Raw genomic sequence first — 24,955 nt, forward strand, 5'->3', positions numbered from 1 at the left:
GGCCTACGGGCCAGTCTGGTCGCGCCGCACAGGGCGCAGGGAGGAATATCATGAAGAAATTCGCAGCCGCCATACTGGCGGGTGTTGCCATGTCGCTGACGTTGGCGTCGGTCGCCGAGGCGAAGGACAAGGTGATCGGCGTTTCGTGGTCGAACTTCCAGGAAGAGCGCTGGAAGACGGATGAAGCGGCGATGAAGGCGGCCATCGAGGCCGCCGGCGACAAGTATATTTCCGCCGACGCGCAGTCCAATCCGGGCAAGCAGCTGACCGACGTCGAAAGCCTGATCTCGCAGGGCGCCAATGCGCTGATCATCCTGGCACAGGATGCCTCGGCAATCGGCCCGGCGGTGCAGAAGGCGCTCGACGAGGGCATCCCGGTGGTCGGCTATGATCGCCTGATCGAAAACAAGGATGTGTTCTACCTGACCTTCGACAACAAGGAAGTCGGACGCATGCAGGCCCGCGAGGTGTTCAAGGTCAAGCCGGAAGGCAACTACGTCTTCATCAAGGGCTCGGGCGCCGATCCGAACGCCGATTTCCTGTTCGCGGGCTCGATGGAAGTGCTGAAGGCGGCAATGGACAGCGGCAAGATCAAGAATGTCGGCGAGGCCTATACCGACGGCTGGCTGCCGGCCAATGCGCAGAAGAACATGGAGCAGTTCCTGACCGCCAACGACAACAAGGTCGACGCGGTGGTGGCGGCCAATGACGGCACCGCCGGCGGCGTTGTCGCGGCGCTGACGGCACAGGGTCTTGCCGGCACGGTGCCGGTGTCGGGCCAGGACGGCGACCACGCGGCGCTGAACCGCATCGCGCTCGGCACCCAGACCGTGTCGGTGTGGAAGGATGCGCGCGAGCTCGGCAAGAACGCCGCCGAGATCGCCTCGCAGCTCGCCGACGGCAAGAAGATGGCCGACATCGCCGGCGCCAAGGACTTCACGACGCCCGGCGGCAACACCGTCAAGTCGCTGTTCCTGACCCCGGTCGCCATCACCAAGGACAACCTCAACGTCGTCATCGACGCCGGCTGGATCAAGAAGGACGAGGTCTGCGCGGGCGTTGCCGCCGGCAGCGTCGCCGTCTGCAACTAAGTCGGTTAATCCCGATCGATCTCGACGCCGCGGCCTGAAAACCGCGGCGTTTTCTCAAAAAATTGTATTTCTGCGTACGGCCGATAGCTTCTAGGCTGTGGTCCGGCATCCGCGTCAGACGGCAAGCCGCTGGGAGGAAACCATGACCGATACGACGTCCACCCAGCAGGCCGACACCGCACGTGCTTCCGAACTCGGCGCGGTGGCCCGGTTCCTGAAGGCGACCGAGATCGACACGCGCATGCTCGGCATGATCGGCGCGCTGCTGGTCATCTGGATCGGCATACACATCTTGTCGGGAGGCCTCTTCCTGACGCCGCGCAATCTGTGGAACCTGTCGGTGCAAACCTCCTCGGTCGCGATCATGGCGACCGGCATGGTGTTAGTCATCGTCATGCGCAACATCGACCTTTCGGTCGGGTCCGTCGAAGGCGTGGTCGGCATGATCATGGGTGTGGCACAGGCAGAATTCCTCGTTCGAGTGATCGGCTTCCAGCTCGGTAATCCCTGGCTTTGGATTGTAGCGCTGGCCGTCGGCGTCGTGCTTGGCCTCGTCATCGGCGCGTTCCAGGGTTTCATCATCGCCTATATGGAGGTCCCGGCGTTCATCGTGACGCTGGGTGGCCTGCTGGTCTGGCGCGGCATGGCCTGGTTGATAACCAGCGGCCGCACCGTTGCGCCGCTCGACGCCACCTTCCAGCTTATGGGTGGCGGGCCGCGTGGCTCGATCGGCGGCCCAGCCAGCTGGGTTGTTGGCGTCGTTGCCTGTGCGGCGGTGGCCTTCATGCTGTTCAATGGCCGCTCGCAGCGCAAACGGTTCAAATTCCCGCTGCGTCCGATCTGGGCGGAGATGTTACTGGGCGCGGTCGCCTGCGCCGCCATCCTTGGCGCCGTCTGGATCGCCAATTCCTATCCCTGGCCGGTCGGCATCGTGCGCCAATACGCCGAGCAACACGGCATCGCGATTCCGGAAGGCGGGCTGTTCATCGCGCATGGCATCGCCATACCGGTGCTGATGGCAGTGGCGGTCGGCATCGTCATGACCTTCATCACCAAGCGCACCCGCTTCGGGCGCTATGTCTTCGCCATCGGCGGCAATCCGGAAGCTGCTTCCCTCGCCGGCATCAACACGCGCTGGGTGACAATGAAGGTGTTCATGATCATGGGCGTGCTCGCCTCGATCAGCGCGGCGATCTCGTCGGCCCGCCTCAATGCATCGACCAACGCACTCGGCACGCTGGACGAGTTGCTGGTGATCGCGGCGGCGGTCATCGGCGGCACGTCGCTCGCCGGCGGCTCCGGCACGGTGTTGGGCGCCATGCTCGGCGCGCTGCTGATGCAGTCGCTACAGTCCGGCATGGTGCTGCTCGGCATCGATTCGCCGCTGCAGAGCATCGTTGTCGGTGCCGTGCTCGTCGTCGCCGTTTGGCTCGATACCGTCTATCGCAAACGGGTCTAGGAGGAAAGGCGATCATGGAAAAGACTGCTCCCACGAGCACCCCGCTGGTCGACATGCGCAACATCTCGATCGCCTTCGGCGGCATCCGCGCCGTCGACGACGCGTCCGTCGATCTTTTCCCCGGCGAAGTGATGGCATTGCTCGGCCACAACGGCGCCGGCAAGTCGACGCTGATCAAGATCCTGTCCGGCGCCTACAAGCGCGATGCGGGCCAGATCTTCGTCAATGGCGAGGAGGCCCCGATCTCCAATCCGCGCGATGCCAAGAAATACGGCATCGAGACCATCTACCAGACGTTGGCATTGGCCGACAATGTCGACGCCGCCGCCAATCTTTTCCTCGGCCGCGAGCTGATGACCAGCTGGGGAACGCTCGACGACGTCGCCATGGAAGCCGAGGCGCGCAAGGTGATGGGCCGGCTCAACCCGCGCTTCCAGCGCTTCAAGGAGCCGGTGATCAAGCTGTCGGGCGGACAGAGGCAGTCGGTGGCGATCGCCCGCGCCATCCTGTTCAACGCCCGCATCCTCATCATGGACGAGCCGACGGCGGCGCTCGGCCCGCAGGAGACAGCCCAGGTCGGCGAACTGGTCAGGCAGCTCAAGTCAGACGGCATCGGCATCTTCCTCATCAGCCACGACATCCACGACGTGTTCGATCTCGCGGACCGGGTCTGCGTGATGAAGAACGGCCAGGTCGTCGGCACGGCGCGCACCGCCGATGTTACCCAGGATGAGGTGCTCGGCATGATCATTCTCGGCAAATGCCCACCGGGCGCCATTCCGGGTCCTGGAGCGCTGAAGATCGCGGCGTGAGGCTGAAAGATAGCCGGCAAACAGATGTGCCTGTCGATGTGCCAGCCGCCACGATGACTTGGTCTTGCCATTGTATTGGCCCGGAGACTTCCCCATAAAGGTGATCATCCATGGGCCATTCCTTGCGTTGAAAAAGCTCTTTCCGATCGTCGCCTTCATCGCCGTCGCGCTGATCAGCCTGACGATGGCGGGCTTCGCCTATTTCGCCACCCAGGAGGCGGCACGCATCAAATTCGAGGGGACCGCCGACGACGCGCTCAATCGCATCGAAAGCCGCATCGATCTGCATCTGTCGCTGCTGCGTTCGACAAAGGCGCTGTTCGATGCCCGCAACGGCGACATCACGCGCGGCGAGTTCAACGCCTTCTTCACGGCGCTCGACATCGACGACAATTTTGCCGGCCTGCGCGGCATCGGTTTTCTCAAACTGGCCAAGACCGGCGACGAGGCGGCGGTCGAGCGCGACATCCTGCACGACCACGGCTCGGCGCATCCGGTCTATCCGGCCACCAGTGAGCAGCAATGGCGAACGCCGATCGTGCTTTTCGAGCCGCTCGATACGTCCAACCAGTCGTTCATCGGCTTCGACATGTTCAGCGAGCCGGCTCGGCGAACGGCGATCGAGAAAGCGATGGCCGACGACCAGCAGCATGCCAGCGGCCTTGTCCAACTCGGCCAGGCCATGGGCGCGAAGCAGACCTTTCCGGGGTTCCTGGTCTTCGTGCGGCTCAATGTCGAAACCGCGCCGGACGTCATCAATGCCAGCCGCTCGTCGACCGCCGGCTTTCTTTACGCCGCCTTCCGCGCCAACGAGCTGTTCCAGACCGCGCTCAGCCACGCACCGCTGCTGCCGGTCAATGTCGAGGTCTATGACGGCAAGCCGGAGGCCGGCAATCTCTTGTTTCGCTCGCAGGCTCCGCCGGCGCAACCCTTCGCCGCAAAGCTTGTGGCGCGCCGCGACATCGTCGTGGCCGGCCGGCCCTGGACGGTGCTGTTCCGGCCGACCAGTGCGTTTTCACCGCCTTCCTCGCGCGCCATTCCGGTGATGCTCGGGCTGTTCGGCCTGCTGCTTGCCGGCGCCATTGCCCTGGTGGCGCGCTATCAGGAGCGTGCCTATGACGCGAAGTCGCTGCTGCACGAAGCGACCGAAAAGAGCCTGCTGGAAAAGGACCTGATCCTGCAGGAGATGAAGCACCGGATCAAGAATTCGATCACAAGGGTGCTGGCGATCGCGCGGCAGACTGCCTCGCAGGCCACCGACGTGAAGGAATTTTCCGCATCGTTTTCGGCCCGGCTGCAGGCGATGGCCGCTTCGCAGGACATGCTGACGCGCTCGCGCTGGCAGAAAGCCGATCTCGGCGACCTGCTGCGCATCGAGCTCGGTCAGGTTTTCGGCAAGGATTTTCCCGAAGGCATATTGTCGGGGCCGCAAGTGCTGCTCGACGAGACAACGACGCAGGCGCTCGGCCTGACCTTTCACGAACTCGCCACCAATGCGCTGAAATATGGCGAGGCCGGCAATTCCGTTGGCGCGCTCAAGGTCGACTGGGCGGTCGAGGGACGCGGGCGGGAGCGGACGCTGGTATTCAACTGGCGCGAGGCCGGGCAAAAACAGCTGGAGGCACCGGCCAAGACCGGGTTCGGCACCAAGCTGATCGACCTCAACGTCACGCGCGAGCTGCGCGGCACGATCAGACGAGACTATCAGGCCGATGGTCTGAAGGTGGAAATCCGCATCCCGCTGACCGCCTGAGCGGCCGACGCCTTCAGCGGCTGATCATAGATCCGGCGGAAAAAACGGAGGCCGGCAAGCGGCCTCCGGAGTGATGCCGATCGATCGCAGCTTAATTGCAGCGAGCCGTGTAAATCCGGCCGTGACGATTGCGATACTGACAATAACCATTATCCAGACGGCGATAGAGCAGGCCGCCAAGCGCGCCGGCGCCGGCGCCGATGAGCGCACCCTTGCCGCCACCCACGATGCCACCGATGGCCGCGCCGCCCAAGGTGCCCACGCTCACGTCCTTCTCCGTGCTGGTGCAGCCGCTGACGGCGACCACGGCAACCATGGCAATGATCATCTTCCGCATAGAATTGCTCCTCACTTTTGTCCTCGCTTTCGGCAGTACCGACAGTCATTTAGCACGAAAAAAAGGGCTTTGCCTGCCCCGATCTTATTGTTGCTGAACATAGTCTTTTTCGGGGCGCGCGCCGTTCGACGCGACGAGCGCGCCGGAGACCTGCAGCGACGCCTCGAGCGGGAAACATGGTTTAGCCGATGGCCGTCAGTCCGTCTCGAAATTGCCGTGCGGCACCATAAGACGGTATTCGAGACGGTTTGCTCTGATATCGAGCGTGGCGGTGCCGTTGAGCGACGTCGGCACGACACGTTCAAGCGCGACGCTGCCAAAGCGCTTTTTATTGCGCTGGCCGGCGCCGATTGTCTCAGACCACGTCAGCGACAGGCCGGGCGCCTCGGCCGCGGCGGTCTCCAGTCTCGCGCGCACCTCGACATGGCCGTCCGGCCGCGACAGCGCGCCATAGCTTACCGAATTCACCGCGAGCTCATGCACCGCCAGCCCGATATGCAGGGCGGCGTTGGGATTGAGGTAGGGGTTTTCGCCTTCGAAACGCAGGCTCCGCTTGGGGTCGGCGCTGTAGCGGCCGACCTGGCCGGATACGAGTTCGTGCAGCGCTGCTCCCCGCCAGTTGGAGGATGTCACCAGATCCTGTGACGAGGCGAGAGACTGAAGGCGTCCTCGAAAACGCGTCAGGAAGTCGCCCAGCGTCTCCGAGTAGCGCCCGGTCTGCGTGGCGATGCTCTGGATAATGGCCAGCAGGTTCTTCGAACGGTGGCTGACTTCGCGCAGCAGCGTCTTCAGCGTCTGCTCGCGGTGTTTCTGCTCCGTCGTCTCGACCATGGTGGTGACGACACCTTGCACGTCGCCGGCATCGCCGCGATCGGCATCGATCCACACGTGGAACCAGCGGACGCCGTTGCTGGCGGGAATGCTGAGCTCAAGACGGTCCGCCTGGCCCGATTCGACGACCTTGCGCTTGGCATTGTTGATCCGCTCTGCCTGCCCGGGTGGAAGCAAGTCCTTCTCGTTGGCGGTATCGGATGCCCACGGCGCGCGCATGTTGCGCGCCCAGACCGTCTTCATCTCCCGGTCCTGATAGAGAACCGAAATTCCGGCATTGTGCAGCGCGTGCAGCAGCGCCCTTCCAAGCTGCATCCCGCTTTCCGCCGGGTGCATGGCAATGACCTCCTCCTCGCCATGCATTTTGTCGCCTTTGTCTCCTGCCGTGGAGCGCATCGATCCACTCGCCCAGGCTCAATGGTTTATTCGGAATGGATCCCCGTAAAAGGTCCGCCGAGCGGCTTCCCGTGGAGGACTCCGCCCGGCGGTGGCTGGAAACCGTTTGAGGGGTGCGGCTTCCAGTGTTCAGCCGCTGATGCCGTCATACTCTTCTGGACAGACCGGCGATAAGCGAAATGACCAAGAAGGCGAGGAAAATGAAGAACAGTATCTGCGCGATCCCAGCCGAGGTTCCGGCTATGCCGCCGAAGCCAAGCGCGCCGGCGATGATCGCAACAACGAGGAACACGAGCGCCCAATAAAGCATGATGCGTCTCCTTCTTATGTCGTGTGAAAAAACGTGGCTCGATGGCGTTTGTTCCACCATTTGCCGAAAAAGACGATCCCGCGGGAGGCTTTTTAAAGGCTTTTTACAAGGCGAATTAAAAGGCGAAATTCCGCGCGACCCGATGTGAGGCTCAGCCTCACATCAAAGCTTGAACCATCATGGATTGGAATGGATCAGGCGGCCGCCTTGGCCTGGCGATCGAAGAAAAGCGCCTGGCTGATCAGCGCCTTGACCATGTCGGGGTTGAACGGCTTGGTCACCAGAAACGCCGGTTCAGGACGCTCGCCGGTCAGCAGGCGTTCGGGGAAGGCGGTGATGAAGATCACCGGCACCGGCGTCGAAGACAGGATCTCGTTCACCGCCTCGATGCCTGAACTGCCGTCGGCAAGCTGGATGTCGGCCAGAACCATTTTCGGGCGCGTCCTGCCGAACATGGCTACCGCCTCGGCGTGCGTGCGCGCGGTGCCGACGACGCGGTGGCCAAGACTTTCGACCATCTCCTCGATGTCCATCGCAATCAGCGGCTCGTCCTCGATGATCAGCACGTCGGTCGCGACCTGGCGCGATATCTCGGTGCTTGCCTGGGCGAGCAGATCGGAGAACTCCTGCTCGTCGGCGTCGAGGATCTCGGCCGCCTCGTCTTCGCTGAAGCCCTCCACGGCAACCAGCAGGAATGCCTGCCTCGGCCGCGGCGCGATCGCATTCAAATTGGCGGCTGCCCGCTGCTCCCAGGCGGTCTGGGCGTGCTCTTGCGGCACGCGGATGGCAATCGAGGTGAACAGCCTGGCAAAAACCTTGTAGAGCGCGATACGGTCGCTCGACGCCTTGGGGAAGATGGCGGTGTCGGCGATGATGGCTTCGAGCATCGCGGCGACCAGCGCGTCGCCGCTTTCCTGTGATCCCGAAACAGCGCGCGAGAAGCGACGCAGGAAGGGCAGGTGCGGAGCGATGGTGGCGGACAGGCTCATATTTGACGTCTCCCTCAGATGACGTTGTTTTGAAAGTCAGGCTGATTGCAAGCCCCAACGAGACCAACGCCGGCTTGCAGAAAAAGTTCCGCCGGCTGTGGAACTAAATTAGCAGGTGGGCGTTTCGCGGTAACGGGATGGGTAACCAGACGACGATGCCGCTTGCGTTATGATATCTGGTTCCAAGACGGCTCGGGTGCTGGAAATTAGGGCGAATATGAAAGAAATGACGAAGAACACAACCGCCGGTGCCGTGAACAGGCACCGGAGTGTCGATGGCAGTCCACTCGGACCGAACTCCGAAATCGCCCGCAAACTCAAGCAATATTACGACGAACTGGTCTCCGACCACGTTCCGGATCGATTCGCTCAGTTGCTCAGCCAGCTGGAACAGACCGAACCCGCCCCGAAAAAGGATTGAGTCATGGCGGCGGTCTCCCAAAGCTTCAAGACCGAGTTGCTCGGTGCGATACCGAGCCTGCGCGCCTTTGCGGTGTCGCTGACGCAGAATGCCGACAAGGCCGACGACCTGGTCCAGGAAACGCTGGTCAAAGCGTGGGACAAGCATGAGAGTTTTCAGCCCGGCACCAACCTCAAGGCCTGGCTGTTCACCATCCTGCGCAACGAATTCTATTCGCAAATGCGCAAGCGCGGCCGCGAGGTGCAGGACAGCGACGGCATCATGACCGCCAGGCTCGCCGTCCACCCGGCCCAGCATGGACAGCTCGACCTGAAGGATTTTCGCGGGGCCCTCGAACAGCTGCCGGAGGATCAGCGCGAAGCCATCATCCTGATCGGCGCTTCCGGCTTCTCCTACGAGGAGGCGGCCGAGATTTGCGGCTGCGCGGTCGGCACGATCAAAAGCCGGGTGAGCCGGGCGCGCACCAGGCTGCAGGAGATCCTCAAGATCTCCGGCGAGGACGAATATGGTCCCGATGCGATCTCGGCAACCGTGACCGGCTCCAACGCCGCCTGACATCCTGCCTGAGCCGGCGAGCCGCCGATGTCGTCAAGCCGCCTTGGCGCGTCCGCAGGCGGCGGCCAGGGCTTCGATCAGATCGTCCCCCGAATAAGGTTTGGTGACCAGCCGGACGTCCGGAAAAGAGCCTTCGATCTCATCTGGGTTCGAATATCCGGAGGCAAAGACGAAGGGCATGCCGGCACGGCTGAGCCGCCTGGCAAAGTCGAGCGTCGAAACGCCGCCCAGCATCAGGTCGATTACGGCCGCGTCGAAGCGCGACGGTAGTTCCTGCTCGTCGACCTCGGTCAGTTGGCGCGCGGTCACCACCTCGGCGGCGCCGTAGTCGCGGCACAGTTGTTCGACATCCATCGCAATGAGGAGTTCGTCTTCGAGAACAAGGATGCGCAATCCGTCAAGCAATGGTGGCACCTGTGGCGTCTCCTCCGCAGGGCGCAGTCATGGGCGGTATTTGCGCCAATGTCATTTAAAAAAGACGTGGATGAAAGAGTGGCGCCGCCAGCCGGCGGAACCTCGACCCGCTTCGAGCGTTTCCATGTGCCCTTAGGGTAGGGATTTCGAAGAGGGGTCGAAATGTCCAGCCAGCAAGTGCGTACGTTTGCAAGTCGCCAATATCCTTGCGAGAAGTGCCCGTTGCGGCCGCTGCCGGCCTTCCGGGACTTCGACAAGCAGGAGCTGTCGTTCGTCAGCACCTTCAAGCGAGGCGAACTCGCCGTCGACAGGGGCGCCACGGTGCTGGTCGAAGGCAGCCACAGCGCGCATCTCTACACGGTGCTTTCAGGATGGGCGTTCCGCTACAAGCTGTTGCCCGACGGGCGCCGGCAGATCCTCAACTATTCCATGCCAGGCGATCTCGTCGGCCTGCAAGGCAGCCTGATGGGAGAGATGCAGCATTCGGTCGAGGCGCTGTCGCCAATGCTGCTTTGCGTCTTCGAGCGCGAGCAACTGCATGAGCTCTATCGCAATCATCCCGGGCTCGCCTACGACATCACCTGGATCGCGTCGCGTGAAGAGCGCATGCTGGATGAGAATCTGCTCAGCATAGGCCGTCGCACCGCGCTCGAACGCGCCGCCTATCTCATCGCCTTCATTGTCAGGCGCGCCCGCGGCACCGGCGTCACCGGCAAGGTCCCGATCACTCAGCAGCACGTCGCCGATACGCTGGGTCTTTCGCTCGTTCACACCAACAAGACGATCCGCAAGCTGATGGATCGCAAGCTGATCCACTGGCGCGATGGCGGCTGTGAGGTCGTCGACTATGAAGGCTTGAAAAAGCTCGCCCGCTGGCAAGGCCTGGGCGAGGAGCGCCGGCCGCTGATCTGAACGGAATTTGGCCCGCCGGGGATCGGAACCTTGGCACTGACCGCACGTTGAAACGGAAGTAAACGCAAGGAGTTAAGCGATGGCGACCGCCACAGGCAAATCCACGGCAGATGATCCTTCCACCGCCGATCTCGAAGCCGATATTCGGCAGTTGAGAGCCGATATAGAGGAGCTCACCAAGCAGTTGGCCAAGACCAGCGAGCATGGTTATGGCGCGGCCAAACGTGCCGCAGCCGACGGCGTCGAGCAGCTTCGGGCCCAAGGCGAAGCAGCCTTCGAGAGCATGCGCGGCAGCGCCCAGGATCTTGAGGCGCAGATCGTGGCCAGCGTTCGCGAAAAGCCGGTGACGTCGCTGGCAATCGCCGCCGGCGTGGGTTTCCTGTTCGCGCTTCTCTCCCGCCGCTAGCCTGCAAATGGGGACGCTGGTCTCGCTGATTTCGGCCTTTATTTCTGGCGAGGCCGCAGCCGCTTTACGAAGAGCGAGGATAACGACAATCCTTTATGGGGTTGCCGGCGTTTTCGCGCTTTGTGGCGTCGGCTTTCTTATCGGCGCGGCCTATGTCTGGCTGGCGTCGCGCTTTGGTCCGTTGGCTACCTGCCTCGGCTTCGGCATCGGCTTCCTGGTGATTGCCGGTCTCATTCTCGTGATCCACAAGCTGACGACCGGCAGGCAATCCAGACGCCGCGCCCGCCAACGCAAGGCCGACCTGACAGGACTGGGGATCACGGCGGCGCTCGCGCTGCTGCCGGCGCTCAGCAAAAGCAAAGGAGGTCTGGGCGTCGTCCTTGCCCCCGCACTGGCGCTGGTCGCTTACGCCATCTACCGCGAGAACGTGAAACCGGCGCCGGGCAAGCCGGATCGCGATGATCCGCGGTAGCGGCGGCCTATTTCGGCAGATCTTCGAGCGGTATCGATATCTCGGCAAACACCCCCTCGGGGCGATATTCGTGGGTCACCTCGCTGTCGATAACCTTGGCAAGGCTGCGGCGGATCAGGATCGCACCGAAGCCATGGCGGTCAGGCGGCTCGACCTCGGGCCCGCCGCTCTCGCGCCAGGTCAGCAGCAGCCGCCGCGCACCTTTGCGGCCATGCGCCTTCCACGCCAGCTCGACCTTTCCGGATGAAGCCGAAAGCGATCCGTATTTAAGGGCGTTGCTGGCCAGCTCGTGCAGGATCAATCCGAGCCCGACCGCCTGGTCGGGCGTAAGCAGGACGTCCGGGCCTGAGATCGTTATGCGTTGCCGATCGCCGGTGTCGAAAGGCCCGACCTCGATCCGCGCCAGTTCGCCGATACCGATGCCGCGCCATTCGCGGTCGGAAAGCAGGCTGTGTGCAGCGCCCAGCGCCTGCAGCCGGGCGCTGAAGGCCTCCAGGAACTCGCTGGGCTCACGGGCGTGGCGAACCGTCTGCGTCGCCAAAGCCTGGACCGTCGCCAGCGTGTTCTTGACGCGGTGGTTGAGCTCGCGCAGCAGCAGGCGCTGCCGCTCGTCGCCGAGCTTGCGCTCGCTGATGTCGTAATTGACGCCGAAGATCAGCGTCGGCTTGCCGTCGCTGTCGCGCTCGATGACGCGGCCGCGTGTGGCGATCCAGCGCGCCGGATGAAAGCCCTTGACCCGGTATTCGCCAAAATAGTCGTCGCTGCCGCTCAGCGCGTCGCGGAAACGCGTCTCGGTCTGGTAGACATCGCGCGGGTCGATGGCGCGCATGATATCGCGCGCCTTCAGCCGGTTCGACGGCGGCAGGTCGAAAAGCTCGGCCAAAAGCGCATCGCACTCGATCATGTCGGTGCGGATGTCCCAGGCCCAGCTCGCCAGCGAGGCGGCGTCGAGCGCGACGGCGCGGCGCTTTTCCTCGCGCGCCAGTTCCGCCTCGGCGATGGCGCCGTTGCGGTTGGCATCCTTGAGCGTGAACAGGCTTGCCGCGAGATCGGCCAGAGCCTTGAGCTGCGCAAGCCTGTCAGCCGACGGATATGGTCTTGGCTCCCGGTCGAGCACGCAGAGCGCGCCTATCCGGGCGCCAGCCACGATCACCGGCGCGCCGGCATAGAAGCGGATGTGCTGCTTGCCGATGACCAGCGGATTGCCGGCAAAACGTGGGTCGAGCGTGGCGTCGGCCACAACCAATGGGCCGTCGCCCGCCGCAATGGCGTGGGCGCAAAAGGAATCCGTCGATGTCTCCTTGTCCTCGAGACCGATAAGCGACTTGATCCACTGGCGATCGACGTCGACCAGAGTGATCATTGCAATCGGCGCCGCGAAGGCCGCGGCCGCAAGGCTGCTGATGCGATCGAAGTCGGGATCGCCGGCCATATCCAGCGCTTCGAGGCCGTGAAGCACGGCAAGCCGATCCGCGTCTTTGACGACGCGACCGATATCGGCCGGCAATCTGTCTGGCTTGCTATTCACCAATCCCCCAAAAGGCCCTGTCGGCGACAGTCGGTTGCCCAATGACCGCCGAACGTCGCCGTCGGGTCCGGAACCTTAGCGCAGAGGACCCGTTACCCGACCATGTCTTGCCCAAAGCACTGGCCGCCACCCAACACGGAGGCAGATTATGACCAAGATCGTTCCTGAAAACAAAGCCCGTCAGGGGCATTGGGGCTGGCATGCTCTCAGGATCCTCATTGCCGGGCTGCTGCTGGCCTTCATTGCGTGGGGCGCGGTCGAAATCTATGGCGAACTCATCAAGTCCCCGACGACGCAGCAGACCGTTCCGCAGGCGCCGCCGTCCGGGCAAAAACCCGCAAACGGCTGACCTTCTCATCAAGCTGCCTTTGCCTGCGCGTTGCGTGCCGGAACCAGCACGTTCAACGCGCCCGGATGAATCTCGATCGCCGTCTCGCGCTCCAGCCTGACCAGTTCGCCGTCCATGACGGCGCTGAACTTTTTCGTGGGCGAATGGATCTTGAGCACGGCCTTGTCGGCCTGATGGATCTCGACATGCGCGCTGTCGCGCCAGCGGCCGCGCAGCATGTCGAGCAGGAGTTTTGCCAGGTCACGTCGCCTGCGGGCGACACCGACATAGATGCCGAGCACGCCGCCGGCCGGATTGTCGGCGTAGGGCAGGTGGCCCTCGCCAAACAGATTGTTGGAGATGCCGATGGCGGTGGTGCGGGTGACAATCTCGGCCTTGCCGATGGTCAAGCTTACCCTGAGAGCGGGCGGGTTCTTGATGGTTGCCCATGCGGCGCGCAGCGACGCCCGCATTTTTCCTAGCCGCGAGCCAAAATCCATGTCCTGGCGCAATTGCACCATCCTGGCGTGCATGCCGATCGAGAACTGATGCACGAAAGGGTGGCCGTTGGCGCTCGCCATGTCGACGGCAATCACCTCGCCGTCGGCGAAGGATTTCAACGCCCCATCCAGTGTCTGGGGAATGCCGAGCCCGCGGGCAAAAAGGTTCATCGTGCCCGCAGGCAGTATGGCCAAGGCTTTCTTCTTGTTCATGAGAAGGGATGCGGCGGTGGAAATCGTGCCGTCGCCGCCGCCGGCGATCACCACGTCGATGTTGCGCTTCGCTATGGCCTTTTGCAATGCGGCGGCGATGTCGCGGCCGGCGACAATGTCGATCTGAACCGAATGGCCCGCCGCTTCGAGCGTCCGGCGGAGCCGGTCTGAAAAGGCGGCAATATCGGTCGATCGCAGCGTGCCGCCATCCTGGTTCAGCACCGCCGCAAACCGCATACCCGCTCCGTTTTTTTTCGCGATCGTTGGGCCGAAAACATCCTTTCAGCCGCAGGCTGTAACGAAGGGGCTACTGAAAGGTTCCGCAAAGAACCGGGAAGTCGGGGCATCAGGGTGCGCGCCGCTTTTGTGGAACAACGCCCTGCTCACGACGTTGTGAAGCTGTCGAACAATGCCGCGTCCGGCGCCCGCAAGGGTCGATTGCCGATGCGGCGTGTACGAACCAGGCACGAGGAGAAACCGCCATGATCCGCATGCTTTTTGCGACTACCGCGCTGGCAACGCTGCTTGCGACCGGCGCCTATGCGCAGACGACAACGCCCGCGCAGCCGCCTGCCGCCGAGAACCCGGCTCCCGTAATGCGCGCCGACGGCGCTTTGATGACCAACATCATCGGTGAATCCGTCTACAACGGCACCGGCAACGATGCCCAGAGCATCGGCAAGGTCGACGATGTCGTCCTCGATGCGAACGGCATGGCAAAGTCGGCGATCATCGGCGTCGGCGGCTTCCTGGGGGTCGGCAAGAAGGACGTTGCTTTCGATTACAGCAAGCTGGAATGGGCCGAGAAGAACGGCGACCGCTGGCTGGTGGCCAAAACGACCAAGGATGAGCTGAACGCCCAGCCGGCGTTCGACAGAAAGGCTTACGAGCCGGCTCAGTCAGCCGCCACGCAGCCCTCGACCACCGAGGCGGGCGGCACCCAAAAGTCGGTTGCCAACGCGCCGGCCGAGCCAGTTAACAAAGCCGACGGCAATCTCGCTACCAACATCATGGGCAAGTCGGTCTACAACGGCACCGCGGACGATGCGCAGAAGATCGGCGACGTAAACGATATCGTGCTGGCCAAGGACGGCAAGGCCGAGTCGCTGGTGATCGGCGTCGGCGGTTTCCTTGGCATCGGCGAAAAGAACGTCACCTATGACTTCGCCAAGGCCAAGTGGGCCGAGAAGAACGGCGATCGCTGGCTGGTGGCCGAAACGACCAAGGAAGCACTGCAGGCGCAGCCGGACTTCAACCGTAAGGCCTATGATCCGGCGCCCGGTTCCACCGCCGCATCGGCCAATGCTCCGGCCACCATTACCCCGACTGTGGCATCGGCCGACACGACCGCCGACAAGCAGGGCAAGCCGGCTCAGCCCGCCCAGAGCACCGCCGCAACCAAGCCGGCGGCGCCGGCGCCGAGCACGACGGCGGAAAACAAGCCCGCGAATACGTCGGCGACTGACACGACCCAGACTGCCTCGATCGACAAGTCGACGCTGACCGAGATGCCGATGGGCAACATGCGCGTCGACGACCTCAAGGGCACAACGGTCTATGGCGCGAACGATGCCAAGATAGGTTCGATCGGCGACGTCGTGCTGACGCCCGACAACAAGCCGGACGCGGTCATCGTCGACGTCGGCGGCTTCCTCGGTATCGGCGCCAAGGAGGTTGCGGTCGGCATGGACAAGCTCAAATTCATGACCGACAAGAACGGCAAGAAATATCTCTACACCAACTTCACCAAGGAACAGCTGCAGGCGCAGGCGGCATACGACAAGAGCAGTTACGCCGCCAATCGCGACAAGCAGCGGATGATACTGAAGTAAGGGAGTAGGGGAGTAGGGGAGTAGGGAGTAGGGGAGTAAGGGAGTAAGGCAGTAAGGCAGTAAGGGAGTATGGTTTGACGAGTGCCAGCGCGGCGCTTCATCCCTACTCCCCTACTCCCCTACTCCCTTACTCCCCTACTCCCTTACCACTTGCCATGTGGCCGACCGCGCCATCCTCCGTCAGTTCCGCCAATGCCAGCGACTGGTCTAGATGCCTGGCGCGCCAGGCGAGCATCTTTTCGGCGAACTCCAGTCGCACCGGCAGATAGGCGGGGTCGTTCGCGACGTTGCTCAGCTCGCCCGGATCCTTGGCGAGATCGAACAACAGCGGCGGCAGGCCGCCGCCGAAATGGACATATTTGAAGTGGTCGGTGCGCAGGACAGCCAGGTTGCAGTCGCGTGAGCCGATGCCGAAATGATGCTCGGCTTCGCCGTCGGCGACCGAGCGGAAGTCGAATTCCCAATGCGCGGCCTCGCGCCAGTCGGCCGGCTCCTTGCCGTCGAGCCACGGCGCCAGCGATCTGCCGTCGAGATGCGGCTCGGGTGCTGCGCCGATCAGGTCGAGCAAGGTCGGAAAGATGTCGACGGCTTCGGTGAAGCGGTCGATGGACGCGCCGGCTGCCGCCCTGCGGCTCGGATCGCGGATGATCAACGGAATGTGGTAGCTGGCGTCGAAGAAGCCGCCTTTGCCGAGCATGAAATGGTCGCCCATCATCTCGGCGTGGTCGGAGGTGAGCACGATCACGGTGTCGTCCCAGGCCCCCGCTGATTCGATCGCTTGGCAGATGCGGCCGAGCTGCGCGTCGACCTCGGAGATCATGCCGTAATAGATCGCGCGTATGCGGCGGAAGTTCTCCTCGCTCCAATCCGCCACCTTGCCCTCGATGCCGGGGACGAATTTTGTCCGCTTCTGCCCGGCGAGATCGTAGGCGAGATAGGGATGGGTTTCCGCTTCGGCCTGCCAGCTTGCAGCGCGACGGAAAGCGGGACCTTCAGCCAGATTGTACATGCTGTTGTAGGGCTCCGGCACGATGAAGGGCGGGTGCGGGCTGATGAAGGAGATGTGCGCGAACCACGGCGCGCTCTTCTCCTGCTCGCCAAGCCAGCGGATGAATTCGCCGGCCAGGAAGGCGGTCGGCGTCTGGTCTTTCGAATAGAGGGGCGGCGCGTTGCTGACGTCGCCTCCGGTCTTGCCCTGCTCGCCCGCCGGACGATGGATGCCGGGGCTGCCGGCGCTGGCGTCGATGCCTTGTATTCCCAGCCAGGACAGCCATTGCTTCTGATGCTCGGGCAGGGACTGCCGGACGCTGAAGCCGGGCAGCACGCCTTCATAACTCCTCAGGCGCGGATCGCCGGCAGCGAGTTGGCGTGGATCAGGCGCCACATCGGTATAGCCGAATAATGTCGGGTCGTAGCCCGCCGCGCGCGCCGAGAGCGCGATGTTGCCGTGGCGGGCGTCGAGCGGCGAGCCGTTTCGGCAGACGCGGTTGTTCATCTGGTAGAGGCCGGTGTAGAGGCAGGCGCGCGCCGGCGAGCAGGGCGCCGCTCCGGCATAGTGGCGCCGGAAGAGCACGCCCTCGGCGGCAAGCGCGTCGGTGTTCGGCGTCCTGGCCACCGGATGGCCTGCGGCCGAAAGGCAATCGCCACGCCACTGGTCGCAAGTGATGAGAAGAACATTCGGGCGACTCACTCGGTTGTCCAAGATCTTCTCCTCAAAACGGCGCGCCGCTCATGGAGCCGAAATTCCCGAGCGGTGCAAGGACACAGTTTCATCAATCAGTGAACATACGCCTTGCGTCCGTTCACTTTTATGAGACAGTCCATTCGTGTTTGCGCGCTTTGCTGCAGGCCGGTCTATCCTCATATTGGCGTGGACAGCGGCGAGGGCCGCAGCAAGGACAGGGAAGGAGCAGCATCATGCTCAATCAGATCAAGGGCCTGCATCACGTCACCTCGATGGCCAGCGATGCGCGCCGGAACAATGAATTCTTCACCAGGAAGCTCGGCCTGCGCCGGGTCAAGAAGACCGTCAATTTCGACGCGCCCGATGTCTATCACCTCTACTATGGCGACGAGGTCGGCACGCCGGGTTCGGTGATGACCTATTTTCCGTTCCCCGATATCGGCAAGGGCCGGCATGGGGTCGGCGAGGTCGGGACCACGGTCTTCTCTGTGCCGGAAGGAACGCTCGCCTATTGGGAAAACCACTTCGCCGATGAAGGCGTGGGCAATGTTGCCCGCACCGAAAGCTTCGGCGAGAAACGGCTGACCTTCACCGGGCCCGACGGCGACGGCTTCGCGCTGGTCGAGGACAAGGCCGACAGCCGCGCGCCGTGGGTGAAGGGCGGGGTTCCGGCCGACGAGGCGATCCGCGGCTTCCACTCGGTTTCGCTGCGGCTCAAGGACGGCGGCGCCACCGAGGAGCTGTTGAAATTCATGGGTTATGAGGAGGTCGACAAGTCTGGCAACGTTCGCCGCATGGCGATCAAGAACGGCAACGGCGCCGATGTCGTCGACATCGAATCGCTGCCGGGTGCGGGGTTCGCCAATCTCGGCGCCGGCTCGGTCCACCACGTCGCCTTCGCCGTCGAGGACCGCGCCAAACAGCTCGAAGTGCGCAAGGCGCTGATCGATACCGGCTACGGCGTGACGCCGGTGATCGACCGCGATTATTTCTGGGCGATCTATTTCCGTACCCCGGGCGGCGTGCTGTTCGAGGTTGCCACCAACGAACCGGGCTTCGACCGCGACGAGGATGCCGCGCATCTCGGCGAGGCGCTGAAGCTGCCGACGCAGCACCAGCATCTGCGGCCCTATCTCGAACAGCACCTGCAGAAACTGGAAGACTGAAGCGATGAGCAAGGACGCTTACATCCACAAGCTGCTGCCCGGTTCGCCGGGCAGTCCGCTGCTCTTCGTCTTGCACGGCACCGGCGCCGACGAGAACCAGCTTCTTGGCTTCGGCCGCGAGCTTCTGCCTTCGGCGACGATCGTCTCGCCGCGCGGCGATGTTTCCGAATATGGCGCGTCGCGCTTCTTCCTTCGCACCGGCGAGGGCGTCTACGACATGGACGACCTTCAGCGGGCGACGAGCAAGATGGCGGGCTTCGTCAAGGCGCATGTCGAGGCGGCAAGGCCTTCGGCGGTGCTCGGTCTCGGCTACTCCAACGGCGCCAACATCCTGGCCTCGGTGGTGTTTGCGGCGCCGGACCTGTTCAATGCCACGGCGCTGATGCATCCGCTGATCCCGTTCGAGCCTGAGGTGAAGGGCAGCCTTGCCGGCCGCCGTATCCTGGTCACCGCCGGCAGGCGCGACCCGATCTGCCCGCCGAACCTGACGTCGCGGCTGGAGGCCTATTTGCGCGCCGACGGCGCCGATGTCACAGTGGAATGGCATGACGGCGGGCACGAGGTGCGGCCAAACGAAATCGAGACGGCACGGCAGTTCTTTGCCTTCGCGCCGGCTGAAGGAGGGGTAAGCAATGGCTGACCAACTGCCTGAGATCGAGCTTGAGGACCATGGCTCCAAGGGGCGCTATGTGCTGCGCGGGCCGGGTGGCGCCGAGGCGGAGATGACCTTCACCAAGATCGGCGAGCATCAGATCATTATCGATCACACCGAGGTGCCGGACGTCTTTCGCGGCCAGGGTGCGGGGCTTCGCCTCGTCACCCGCGCGGTCGAGGATGCGCGCGCCGCCGGCAAGAAGATCATCCCGCTGTGCCCCTTCGCCAACGCCCAGTTCCGCCGCCACCAGGAATGGGCGGACGTGTTGAAGCAGTAGTGCCGTCTTCCCCTTCTCCCCTTGGGCCCACAGGGGAGAAGGAAAAGAGCCAGCCCGGCATTTGCACGGCCCGGTCATCTTGCCTAAGTTGACGGTTCGCCTCGGACGAAAACTGCCGTCCCGCCCGTCACCGATTTGAATGGCTTCCCTGATGACCGATACCGACCTCATCCCCGTCTTCGACGGCCACAACGACACGCTGCTCCGGCTCTATCAGTCGAAGGACGCGGATGTCGAAAAGCTGTTCATCGAAGGGACGCCGGGCGGCCATATCGATCTGCCGCGCGCCAAAAAGGGCGGCTTTGCCGGCGGCATGTTCGCGATCTTCCCGCCGCCGATCGAAAAGACCAAGCGCAGCGCCGTGCCGCCGGCGCCGAGCGACAACGAGCCTTTGCCCCCCGAGCTGCCGCGGACCGAGGCGATCACCTCGACCATAGGCATGGCCTCGATCCTGTTCAGGCTGGAACGCGCCGGCGCGCTGACCGTCTGCCGTAGCGCCGGCGACGTACGCGAGGCGATGGCAAAGGACTCGATCGCGGCGGTGTTCCACATCGAAGGCGTGGAGGCCATCGATCCCGAGCTTGCCATGCTCGACGTGCTTCACGCCGCCGGGCTGCGCTCGCTCGGCATCGTCTGGAGCCGTCCCAACGCCTTCGGCAATGGCGTGCCGTTCCGCTTTCCGTCCTCGCCCGACACCGGGCCTGGCCTCACCGATGCCGGCAAGGCGCTGGTCAAGGCCTGCAACCAGCTGAAGATCATGATTGACCTCTCGCATCTCAACGAGAAGGGGTTTCGCGACGTGGCCGCGCTCAGCGACGCGCCGCTGGTCGCGACCCATTCCAACGTGCATGCGATCTGCGGCCACTCCCGCAATCTGACCGACTGGCAGCTCGGCGCCATTCGCGAATCCGGCGGCATGGTGGGCTTGAACTTCGCTACCGGTTTTTTGCGTGAGGATGGGCGGATGAATGCCGACACCGGGCTCGACATCATGGTCCGCCACATCGACTCGCTGCTGCAGGCACTGGGCGAGGATGGCGTGGGCCTCGGCTCGGATTTCGACGGCGCCATGATCCCCGCCGTCATCGGCGATGTCGCCGGCCTGCCCAGGCTGATCGATGCGCTTGCCGCGCGCGGCTTCGGGCGTGCGCTGATCGAGAAGATCGCCTATCGCAATTGGTTGAGCGTTCTGGAGAGAACCATCGGCTGAGGTCTGTTGATATTCAAAGCGGTGTCGACAAGAAATTTCCGCACCCAACAGCCGGTGGCGCCAGAGGTCGAGCAGTCGATGATCGAGGAATTCGAGAAGATCAAGGCCGGCTATTGAGCAGCAAAACCGAAAGGACCGACGTCGTCATCGTCGGCGCCGGCTTCACCGGCCTGTCGGCGGCGCTCGAATTGAAGCGCGCCGGCATCGAGTTTCTTGTTCTGGAAGCGCGTGACCGCGTCGGCGGACGGGTCGAGGCTGTGCAGAACGGGCTCGGCGAGCGGATCGACAGCGGCGGTCAGTTCCTGTGCCAGGACATGCCGGAGGTGATGGCGCTGGCGAAGGCACGCGGCCGGACATTCATCGAGACCTATGTCGACGGCGAATTCATCTCTCACCCGTCGATGACCCCAGCGAGGGCCGGGCGCACCTATCGAGCCTCGATGGCCATCCGCGAGCGCATGAACAGGATCGACCCGGACGATCCCTCGATTGCCGGGCTGACCGTCGCGACTTGGATCGAACGCCAGCACGATCCGGCCGACGCCAAGGCCGCCTTCCGATCGCTGGTCGAAGGCCTGTGGTGCCTGGCCGCGGACAAAGTGCCGCTCTGGTACCTGATCGACAATGATCGCCGCATCACCAACGAGGTGTTTGAGCTGCAGTATTTTCTGCGCGACACCATGCAGTCGCTGGCCGAGGATCTGGCGGGCGATGTCGGCGACCGGCTGCGGCTGAATCAGGCGGTGACGCGGATCGAGCACGGGCAACAAGGCGTCCAGATTTTCACCGCCGGTGGCGCTATCGAGGCGCGCACAACGCTTATCGCCTTGCCGCCGGCGACGGCCGCGAAGCTCGACTTCGCGCCCGCTTTGCCGGCTGAGTTGGCGAAGGCGCTCAGCGTCTGGGAAAGCGGCGCGGTGATCAAGATCCTGGTGCGCTATGCCAGACCGTTCTGGCGCGAGCAGGGGCTTTGCGGCATGGTGATGTGGCGCGACATGCCGGGGCTGTTTGCCTGTGATGCCAGCAAGGATACCGACCATGCAGCACTCGTCGTCTTTGTCGGCGGGCCGCTGGCGCTGCGCTGGCACGTGCTCGACGATGCGGCTTTGCGCATGGAATTGACGGCCAGGCTCGAGCAAGCGCTGGGCCCGGATGCCGCCGACATTATCGAGTTCAACTCGCGCGACTGGACGCATGACCGCTGGAGCGGCGGCGCCTATAGCGACCTCATCGTCGATGTGACAGCGCGGTATGCGGAACGCATCATCCTCGCCGGCGCGGCGCCGGTCCACTTCGCCGCTTCGGAACTGTCGCCGTCATTTCCGGGCTATGTCGAAGGTGCGATCGTCGCGGGGCGCATCGCTGCCCACAAAATCATGGCAGAGCTTCAATCCGACATCGCCACCAAAGGGTCGTAGGCGAGGCGGATCGGGAATCCAGGGATCTAAAACAACGATTTCGGGCGCGGGTTTTAATGCTGCGCGCTATTCGTGCACGAGAACATGCCGATCGTTACCTCGATTCAGCGAGCAGTGTGAGGTTGCTTACAGTCGACCGAAGCCAACTGGAGCATCTCTCGCTTCAAGCAGGACAAGAAGGTCTTCAAGCAGGATAAGGGGCGGAAGCGTCGCGACCCAGGTTCCTGTTTCAATCCTGTTACACGGCCGAACACGACCAATCATTATGATGTTACTTGGCGCGGTTAAGTTCGTTTCAAAGGGAAAAGAAAGAATACGAAGGGAACTATCGATGTTTGCGAAAGTCCAGAGCGCTGATAGCAATCGCCGCCTGTATGGGCCCGCGCGCAACAATCGCCGGCCGAAGCCTTCGCTGCGCCAGCGCGCCAGCGACCGTCCGATGTCGATGTTCATGCTGGTCGGCACCTGCGCCTTCGTCGGCATGGTGGCAGCGCCGGCCTCGGGTCCGGCTTTCGCTTCGCTCCATCCGCCGGCCAATGTGGTTGAGGGAGCGCCGACCACGCTCAAGACCGCGCGCCTGCCGCAATCCGAGATCGATTTCGCCTGCAAGGGCCAAGCCTGGGGCGCCGAAAGCGCCGACTGCCTGCGCGCCATCGCCTTGCAGTCCGGCCAGCACAGGGCCCGCGCGGTGCGCATGATCGCCAACGCCGCGCCGCTCACCAACACGCCGAACGTTTTTTAGACCTCCCCTGAGCGCACCCTCCGCGCTCCAGTCAGGCTCCCACCGCACCGTCGGTCGGGAGCCTCTTTTTTTGACCTGTGTTCTTGTGTCGGGTGGCGAATGCGATTTTTTCTGCCGCCCGCTCAGATATGCGCTCCGTTGTCGGCCGCGACCTGGTCGGCGACCGTCGACAGAACGCCGCGGATATCGAGCGTCGAGAACGGCTTTTCGAGGATGTGCGGCCGTTGCTGCGGCGGCAGCGCCTCGATCTCTGCCTTGGCGCCGATCAGGTCGCCGGTGACCAGCACGAAGCGCTGCGCCAGCCCCGGCCGTTCGGCAAGCAGCTCGCGATAGATCGATATGCCGCTGGTGCCCGGCATGCGCAGGTCGGAAAAGACGATGTCCGGCGGCATATGGCCGCTCAGCACGTCGCCAGCCGACGTCCAGCTGGCGACGACGCGCGACTTGACCCCCATCAGCTCCAATATGTCGGAGAGCGATCCTGCGACATCCGGCTCGTCGTCGACGATCAGCGCGTGGCGCAGCCCGCTCGAACGCACGGGACCCTCGCCGGGCCTGGCGGCGGCGCCGGCGATGGCCGGCAGCTGGACGACGAAACGCGCGCCATGCGGCTCAACCTCCTCGAACCAGATGTTACCGTTGTGACGCTCGACGATCGATTTCGAGATCGACAGCCCGATGCCGGTGCCGACGCCGACCGGCTTGGTGGTGAAGTAGGATTCGAAGATGCGCGAGCGGATCGCCTCGGGAACGCCTGGTCCGTTGTCCTCGACGGAAAAGCCCGGGTTGCCGCGATCGCTGCGGAAGGTCCGCGCCTTGATGCGCCGCTCGCCGGCGACGCCGGCCAGTGCATGCTGGCTGTTGATGAGGAAATTGGCGGCGACCTGGGTGACGTGGTCGGCATCGGCCATGGCGAGCAGCGGGCCGTCGGCGAAATCGGTGTCGATGATGATGCCGCTGGAGCGCGCGCCATAGGCGGTGACTTCGAGCGCGGCCCGCATCACCTGGTTGAGGTCCGTCTCGGCCTGCTCTGTCGGATGCAGGCGCACCATCGACAGGAAGCTCTTGACGATGCGGCCGCAGCGTTCGGCGGCCGCGCGCACTTTCTCGGCGCGCACCTTGGTCTGCGGATCGGTGGCGAATTCATGCAGCAGCGTCGACTGCGCCACCACCACGGCAAGCGGATTGTTGAGCTCGTGCGAGACGCCGGCGAGCAGCGATCCCATCGCCGCCATCTTCTCGTTCTGGTGCAGCTTCTCGCGCTGGCGGTTGATCTCTTCCTCGGCGTGCAGCTTGTCGCGCAGGTCGCGGATCGAGCCGAAGATCAGCCGGCGGTCGGCGACGCGCATCTCGGTCGCCGTCAGCTCGATCGGAAAGACCTCGCCGGCCGCGTTCTGGGTGACGGTTTCCAGCCGGTGGCCGACCATCGGCGCGCCGCGGCCGGACATATAGTCGGCGCCCGACGCGTAACCCTTGCGATAGTAGACCGGCACCACGGTGTTGAGCAGGTCCTTGCCAAGGATGTCGCCGCGCCGGAAGCCGAACATCTTCTCGGCGGCGGGGTTGAATTCGATGATCGAGCCCGCTTCGTCGATGACGATGATGGCGTCGAGCGAAGCCTGCAGCATGGTGCGGCGGATGACCTCGCTGGCATGCGCATCGGAGGGCGAGCGTTCGATGGCGTCGCCGATGGCGAGCGCTATGATGTGCAGCGTCGCCTCTTCCTCGTCGGTCCATTCGCGTTCGGCGATGCAGTCGTTGACGGCAAGCGTGCCCCAGAGATGGCCGTGCGCGAAGACCGATACGGACAGGAAGGACTTGATGCTCTGTTTTTCGAAATCCGCCCTGAGGAAGCCCTCCAGATTGCGGGTATGGCCGGCGAAGATCTTGCCCTGCCGCTCGTCTTCCTGCAGCCGCTCCAGCAACGGGTCCGAGTTGATGATCGACTGCATGATCACCGTTGGCGACGCCAGCTCGCCGCCGAACACGGGATCGATCCAGTAGGCCGAAACGGACTGGGCAAAACCCTGGCCGGGCAATTCGCGCAGACGAAACAGAATGCCGCGCTGGCACTCCATGGCGCGGCACAGCACCTCTAATATGCCGTCCATCTCGCGCTGCCAGTCGCCGGCCTCGCGCAGCCGGCGCACGACGCGGACAGCCGCCATCGCGGCGCCCTGGCGGGAGCCTTGCAAATCGATGCGCGCTGCCTCAGCAGTCATGGTCGGCCATCTTGTCAGGTCG

Annotated in this window: 26 protein-coding genes; 17 read left to right on the forward strand and 9 right to left on the reverse strand. The window is 63.6% G+C overall.

Going from position 1 to position 24,955, the window contains the following annotated elements; genetic code table 11:
- Nucleotides 1-50 precede the first annotated feature (50 nt).
- The 4 genes from xylF to FJ974_RS06485 all read left to right on the forward strand — a co-directional run bounded on the left by xylF (nt 51) and on the right by FJ974_RS06485 (nt 5,115).
- Nucleotides 51-1,091, forward strand: a complete 1,041-nt coding sequence (xylF, locus tag FJ974_RS06470) for a D-xylose ABC transporter substrate-binding protein (protein WP_140533914.1) — start codon at nt 51-53, stop codon at nt 1,089-1,091.
- Nucleotides 1,092-1,233: 142 nt separating this feature from the next.
- A complete protein-coding gene (locus tag FJ974_RS06475; RefSeq protein WP_140533915.1) occupies nt 1,234-2,550 on the forward strand; it encodes a sugar ABC transporter permease in 1,317 nt (438 codons plus the stop codon).
- Nucleotides 2,551-2,564: 14 nt separating this feature from the next.
- Nucleotides 2,565-3,362: an ATP-binding cassette domain-containing protein gene (locus FJ974_RS06480; RefSeq protein WP_181177158.1), complete on the forward strand. Its 798-nt coding sequence runs from the start codon at nt 2,565-2,567 to the stop codon at nt 3,360-3,362.
- Between the two features lie 127 nt (nt 3,363-3,489).
- Complete coding sequence (locus FJ974_RS06485) at nt 3,490-5,115, forward strand: CHASE domain-containing protein (protein ID WP_140533916.1); 1,626 nt, start codon at nt 3,490-3,492, stop codon at nt 5,113-5,115.
- Between the two features lie 91 nt (nt 5,116-5,206).
- On the opposite strand, the gene FJ974_RS06490 is transcribed toward FJ974_RS06485, so the two are convergent.
- The 4 genes from FJ974_RS06490 to FJ974_RS06505 all read right to left on the reverse strand — a co-directional run bounded on the left by FJ974_RS06490 (nt 5,207) and on the right by FJ974_RS06505 (nt 7,978).
- The gene (locus FJ974_RS06490) at nt 5,207-5,452 is read right to left on the reverse strand and encodes a YMGG-like glycine zipper-containing protein (RefSeq protein WP_140533917.1); all 246 of its coding nucleotides are present in this window, start codon (nt 5,450-5,452) and stop codon (nt 5,207-5,209) included.
- Nucleotides 5,453-5,647: 195 nt separating this feature from the next.
- Complete coding sequence (locus FJ974_RS06495; protein ID WP_140533918.1) at nt 5,648-6,679, reverse strand: sensor histidine kinase; 1,032 nt, start codon at nt 6,677-6,679, stop codon at nt 5,648-5,650.
- 145 nt (nt 6,680-6,824) lie between these two features.
- A complete protein-coding gene (locus FJ974_RS06500; RefSeq protein ID WP_140533919.1) occupies nt 6,825-6,989 on the reverse strand; it encodes a DUF1328 domain-containing protein in 165 nt (54 codons plus the stop codon).
- A gap of 194 nt (nt 6,990-7,183) precedes the next feature.
- Nucleotides 7,184-7,978: a response regulator gene (locus FJ974_RS06505; RefSeq protein ID WP_140533920.1), complete on the reverse strand. Its 795-nt coding sequence runs from the start codon at nt 7,976-7,978 to the stop codon at nt 7,184-7,186.
- A gap of 217 nt (nt 7,979-8,195) precedes the next feature.
- On the opposite strand from FJ974_RS06505, the gene FJ974_RS06510 reads away from it, so the two are divergent.
- A complete protein-coding gene (locus FJ974_RS06510) occupies nt 8,196-8,399 on the forward strand; it encodes a NepR family anti-sigma factor (RefSeq protein WP_140533921.1) in 204 nt (67 codons plus the stop codon).
- 3 nt (nt 8,400-8,402) lie between these two features.
- The gene (locus tag FJ974_RS06515) at nt 8,403-8,954 is read left to right on the forward strand and encodes an RNA polymerase sigma factor (RefSeq protein ID WP_140533922.1); all 552 of its coding nucleotides are present in this window, start codon (nt 8,403-8,405) and stop codon (nt 8,952-8,954) included.
- A gap of 33 nt (nt 8,955-8,987) precedes the next feature.
- Here the strand turns inward: FJ974_RS06515 and FJ974_RS06520 are convergent, their stop codons facing one another.
- Nucleotides 8,988-9,368, reverse strand: a complete 381-nt coding sequence (locus FJ974_RS06520) for a response regulator (protein ID WP_140533923.1) — start codon at nt 9,366-9,368, stop codon at nt 8,988-8,990.
- A 162-nt stretch (nt 9,369-9,530) separates the two neighbouring features.
- Between FJ974_RS06520 and FJ974_RS06525 the strand changes: the two genes are divergently transcribed.
- The 3 genes from FJ974_RS06525 (at nt 9,531) to FJ974_RS06535 (ending at nt 11,158) form a co-directional block, all read left to right on the forward strand.
- Nucleotides 9,531-10,280, forward strand: coding sequence for a Crp/Fnr family transcriptional regulator (locus FJ974_RS06525; RefSeq protein ID WP_140533924.1), 750 nt, complete (start codon nt 9,531-9,533; stop codon nt 10,278-10,280).
- 79 nt (nt 10,281-10,359) lie between these two features.
- Complete coding sequence (locus tag FJ974_RS06530; RefSeq protein WP_140533925.1) at nt 10,360-10,686, forward strand: DUF883 family protein; 327 nt, start codon at nt 10,360-10,362, stop codon at nt 10,684-10,686.
- A gap of 7 nt (nt 10,687-10,693) precedes the next feature.
- Complete coding sequence (locus FJ974_RS06535; protein WP_140533926.1) at nt 10,694-11,158, forward strand: phage holin family protein; 465 nt, start codon at nt 10,694-10,696, stop codon at nt 11,156-11,158.
- Nucleotides 11,159-11,165: 7 nt separating this feature from the next.
- Here FJ974_RS06535 and FJ974_RS06540 read toward each other — a convergent pair whose 3' ends face one another.
- Nucleotides 11,166-12,686 (reverse strand): sensor histidine kinase, encoded by a 1,521-nt coding sequence (locus tag FJ974_RS06540; RefSeq protein WP_140533927.1) that lies wholly within the window; start codon nt 12,684-12,686, stop codon nt 11,166-11,168.
- Nucleotides 12,687-12,834: 148 nt separating this feature from the next.
- Between FJ974_RS06540 and FJ974_RS06545 the strand changes: the two genes are divergently transcribed.
- Nucleotides 12,835-13,035, forward strand: coding sequence for a hypothetical protein (locus FJ974_RS06545; protein WP_140533928.1), 201 nt, complete (start codon nt 12,835-12,837; stop codon nt 13,033-13,035).
- 8 nt (nt 13,036-13,043) lie between these two features.
- Here FJ974_RS06545 and FJ974_RS06550 read toward each other — a convergent pair whose 3' ends face one another.
- Nucleotides 13,044-13,964 carry a diacylglycerol/lipid kinase family protein gene (locus tag FJ974_RS06550; protein ID WP_140533929.1) on the reverse strand — a complete coding sequence of 307 codons (921 nt, stop codon included), beginning with the start codon at nt 13,962-13,964 and terminating at the stop codon, nt 13,044-13,046.
- A 245-nt stretch (nt 13,965-14,209) separates the two neighbouring features.
- Between FJ974_RS06550 and FJ974_RS06555 the strand changes: the two genes are divergently transcribed.
- Nucleotides 14,210-15,559: a PRC-barrel domain-containing protein gene (locus FJ974_RS06555; protein ID WP_140533930.1), complete on the forward strand. Its 1,350-nt coding sequence runs from the start codon at nt 14,210-14,212 to the stop codon at nt 15,557-15,559.
- A 127-nt stretch (nt 15,560-15,686) separates the two neighbouring features.
- Here the strand turns inward: FJ974_RS06555 and FJ974_RS06560 are convergent, their stop codons facing one another.
- The gene (locus tag FJ974_RS06560; protein WP_226891502.1) at nt 15,687-17,249 is read right to left on the reverse strand and encodes an alkaline phosphatase family protein; all 1,563 of its coding nucleotides are present in this window, start codon (nt 17,247-17,249) and stop codon (nt 15,687-15,689) included.
- A gap of 227 nt (nt 17,250-17,476) precedes the next feature.
- Between FJ974_RS06560 and FJ974_RS06565 the strand changes: the two genes are divergently transcribed.
- From FJ974_RS06565 to FJ974_RS06590, 6 genes are all read left to right on the forward strand, one after another.
- Nucleotides 17,477-18,409, forward strand: coding sequence for a VOC family protein (locus FJ974_RS06565; RefSeq protein ID WP_140533932.1), 933 nt, complete (start codon nt 17,477-17,479; stop codon nt 18,407-18,409).
- 4 nt (nt 18,410-18,413) lie between these two features.
- Nucleotides 18,414-19,049: an alpha/beta hydrolase gene (locus FJ974_RS06570; RefSeq protein WP_140533933.1), complete on the forward strand. Its 636-nt coding sequence runs from the start codon at nt 18,414-18,416 to the stop codon at nt 19,047-19,049.
- Entirely contained in the window at nt 19,042-19,341 is a 300-nt protein-coding gene (locus tag FJ974_RS06575) for a GNAT family N-acetyltransferase (RefSeq protein ID WP_140533934.1), read from the forward strand. The genes FJ974_RS06570 and FJ974_RS06575 overlap by 8 nt, the downstream gene beginning before the upstream one ends.
- Nucleotides 19,342-19,492: 151 nt before the next feature.
- Complete coding sequence (locus FJ974_RS06580) at nt 19,493-20,551, forward strand: dipeptidase (protein ID WP_140533935.1); 1,059 nt, start codon at nt 19,493-19,495, stop codon at nt 20,549-20,551.
- Between the two features lie 113 nt (nt 20,552-20,664).
- On the forward strand, nt 20,665-21,969 hold the full coding sequence (locus tag FJ974_RS06585) for a flavin monoamine oxidase family protein (protein ID WP_140533936.1): 1,305 nt from the start codon (nt 20,665-20,667) through the stop codon (nt 21,967-21,969).
- 331 nt (nt 21,970-22,300) lie between these two features.
- On the forward strand, nt 22,301-22,711 hold the full coding sequence (locus FJ974_RS06590; protein WP_140533937.1) for a hypothetical protein: 411 nt from the start codon (nt 22,301-22,303) through the stop codon (nt 22,709-22,711).
- A 122-nt stretch (nt 22,712-22,833) separates the two neighbouring features.
- Here the strand turns inward: FJ974_RS06590 and FJ974_RS06595 are convergent, their stop codons facing one another.
- On the reverse strand, nt 22,834-24,933 hold the full coding sequence (locus tag FJ974_RS06595; protein WP_181177159.1) for an ATP-binding protein: 2,100 nt from the start codon (nt 24,931-24,933) through the stop codon (nt 22,834-22,836).
- Nucleotides 24,934-24,955 lie beyond the last annotated feature (22 nt).

It is taken from the genome of Mesorhizobium sp. B1-1-8, assembly GCF_006442795.2.
Classification (GTDB): domain Bacteria; phylum Pseudomonadota; class Alphaproteobacteria; order Rhizobiales; family Rhizobiaceae; genus Mesorhizobium.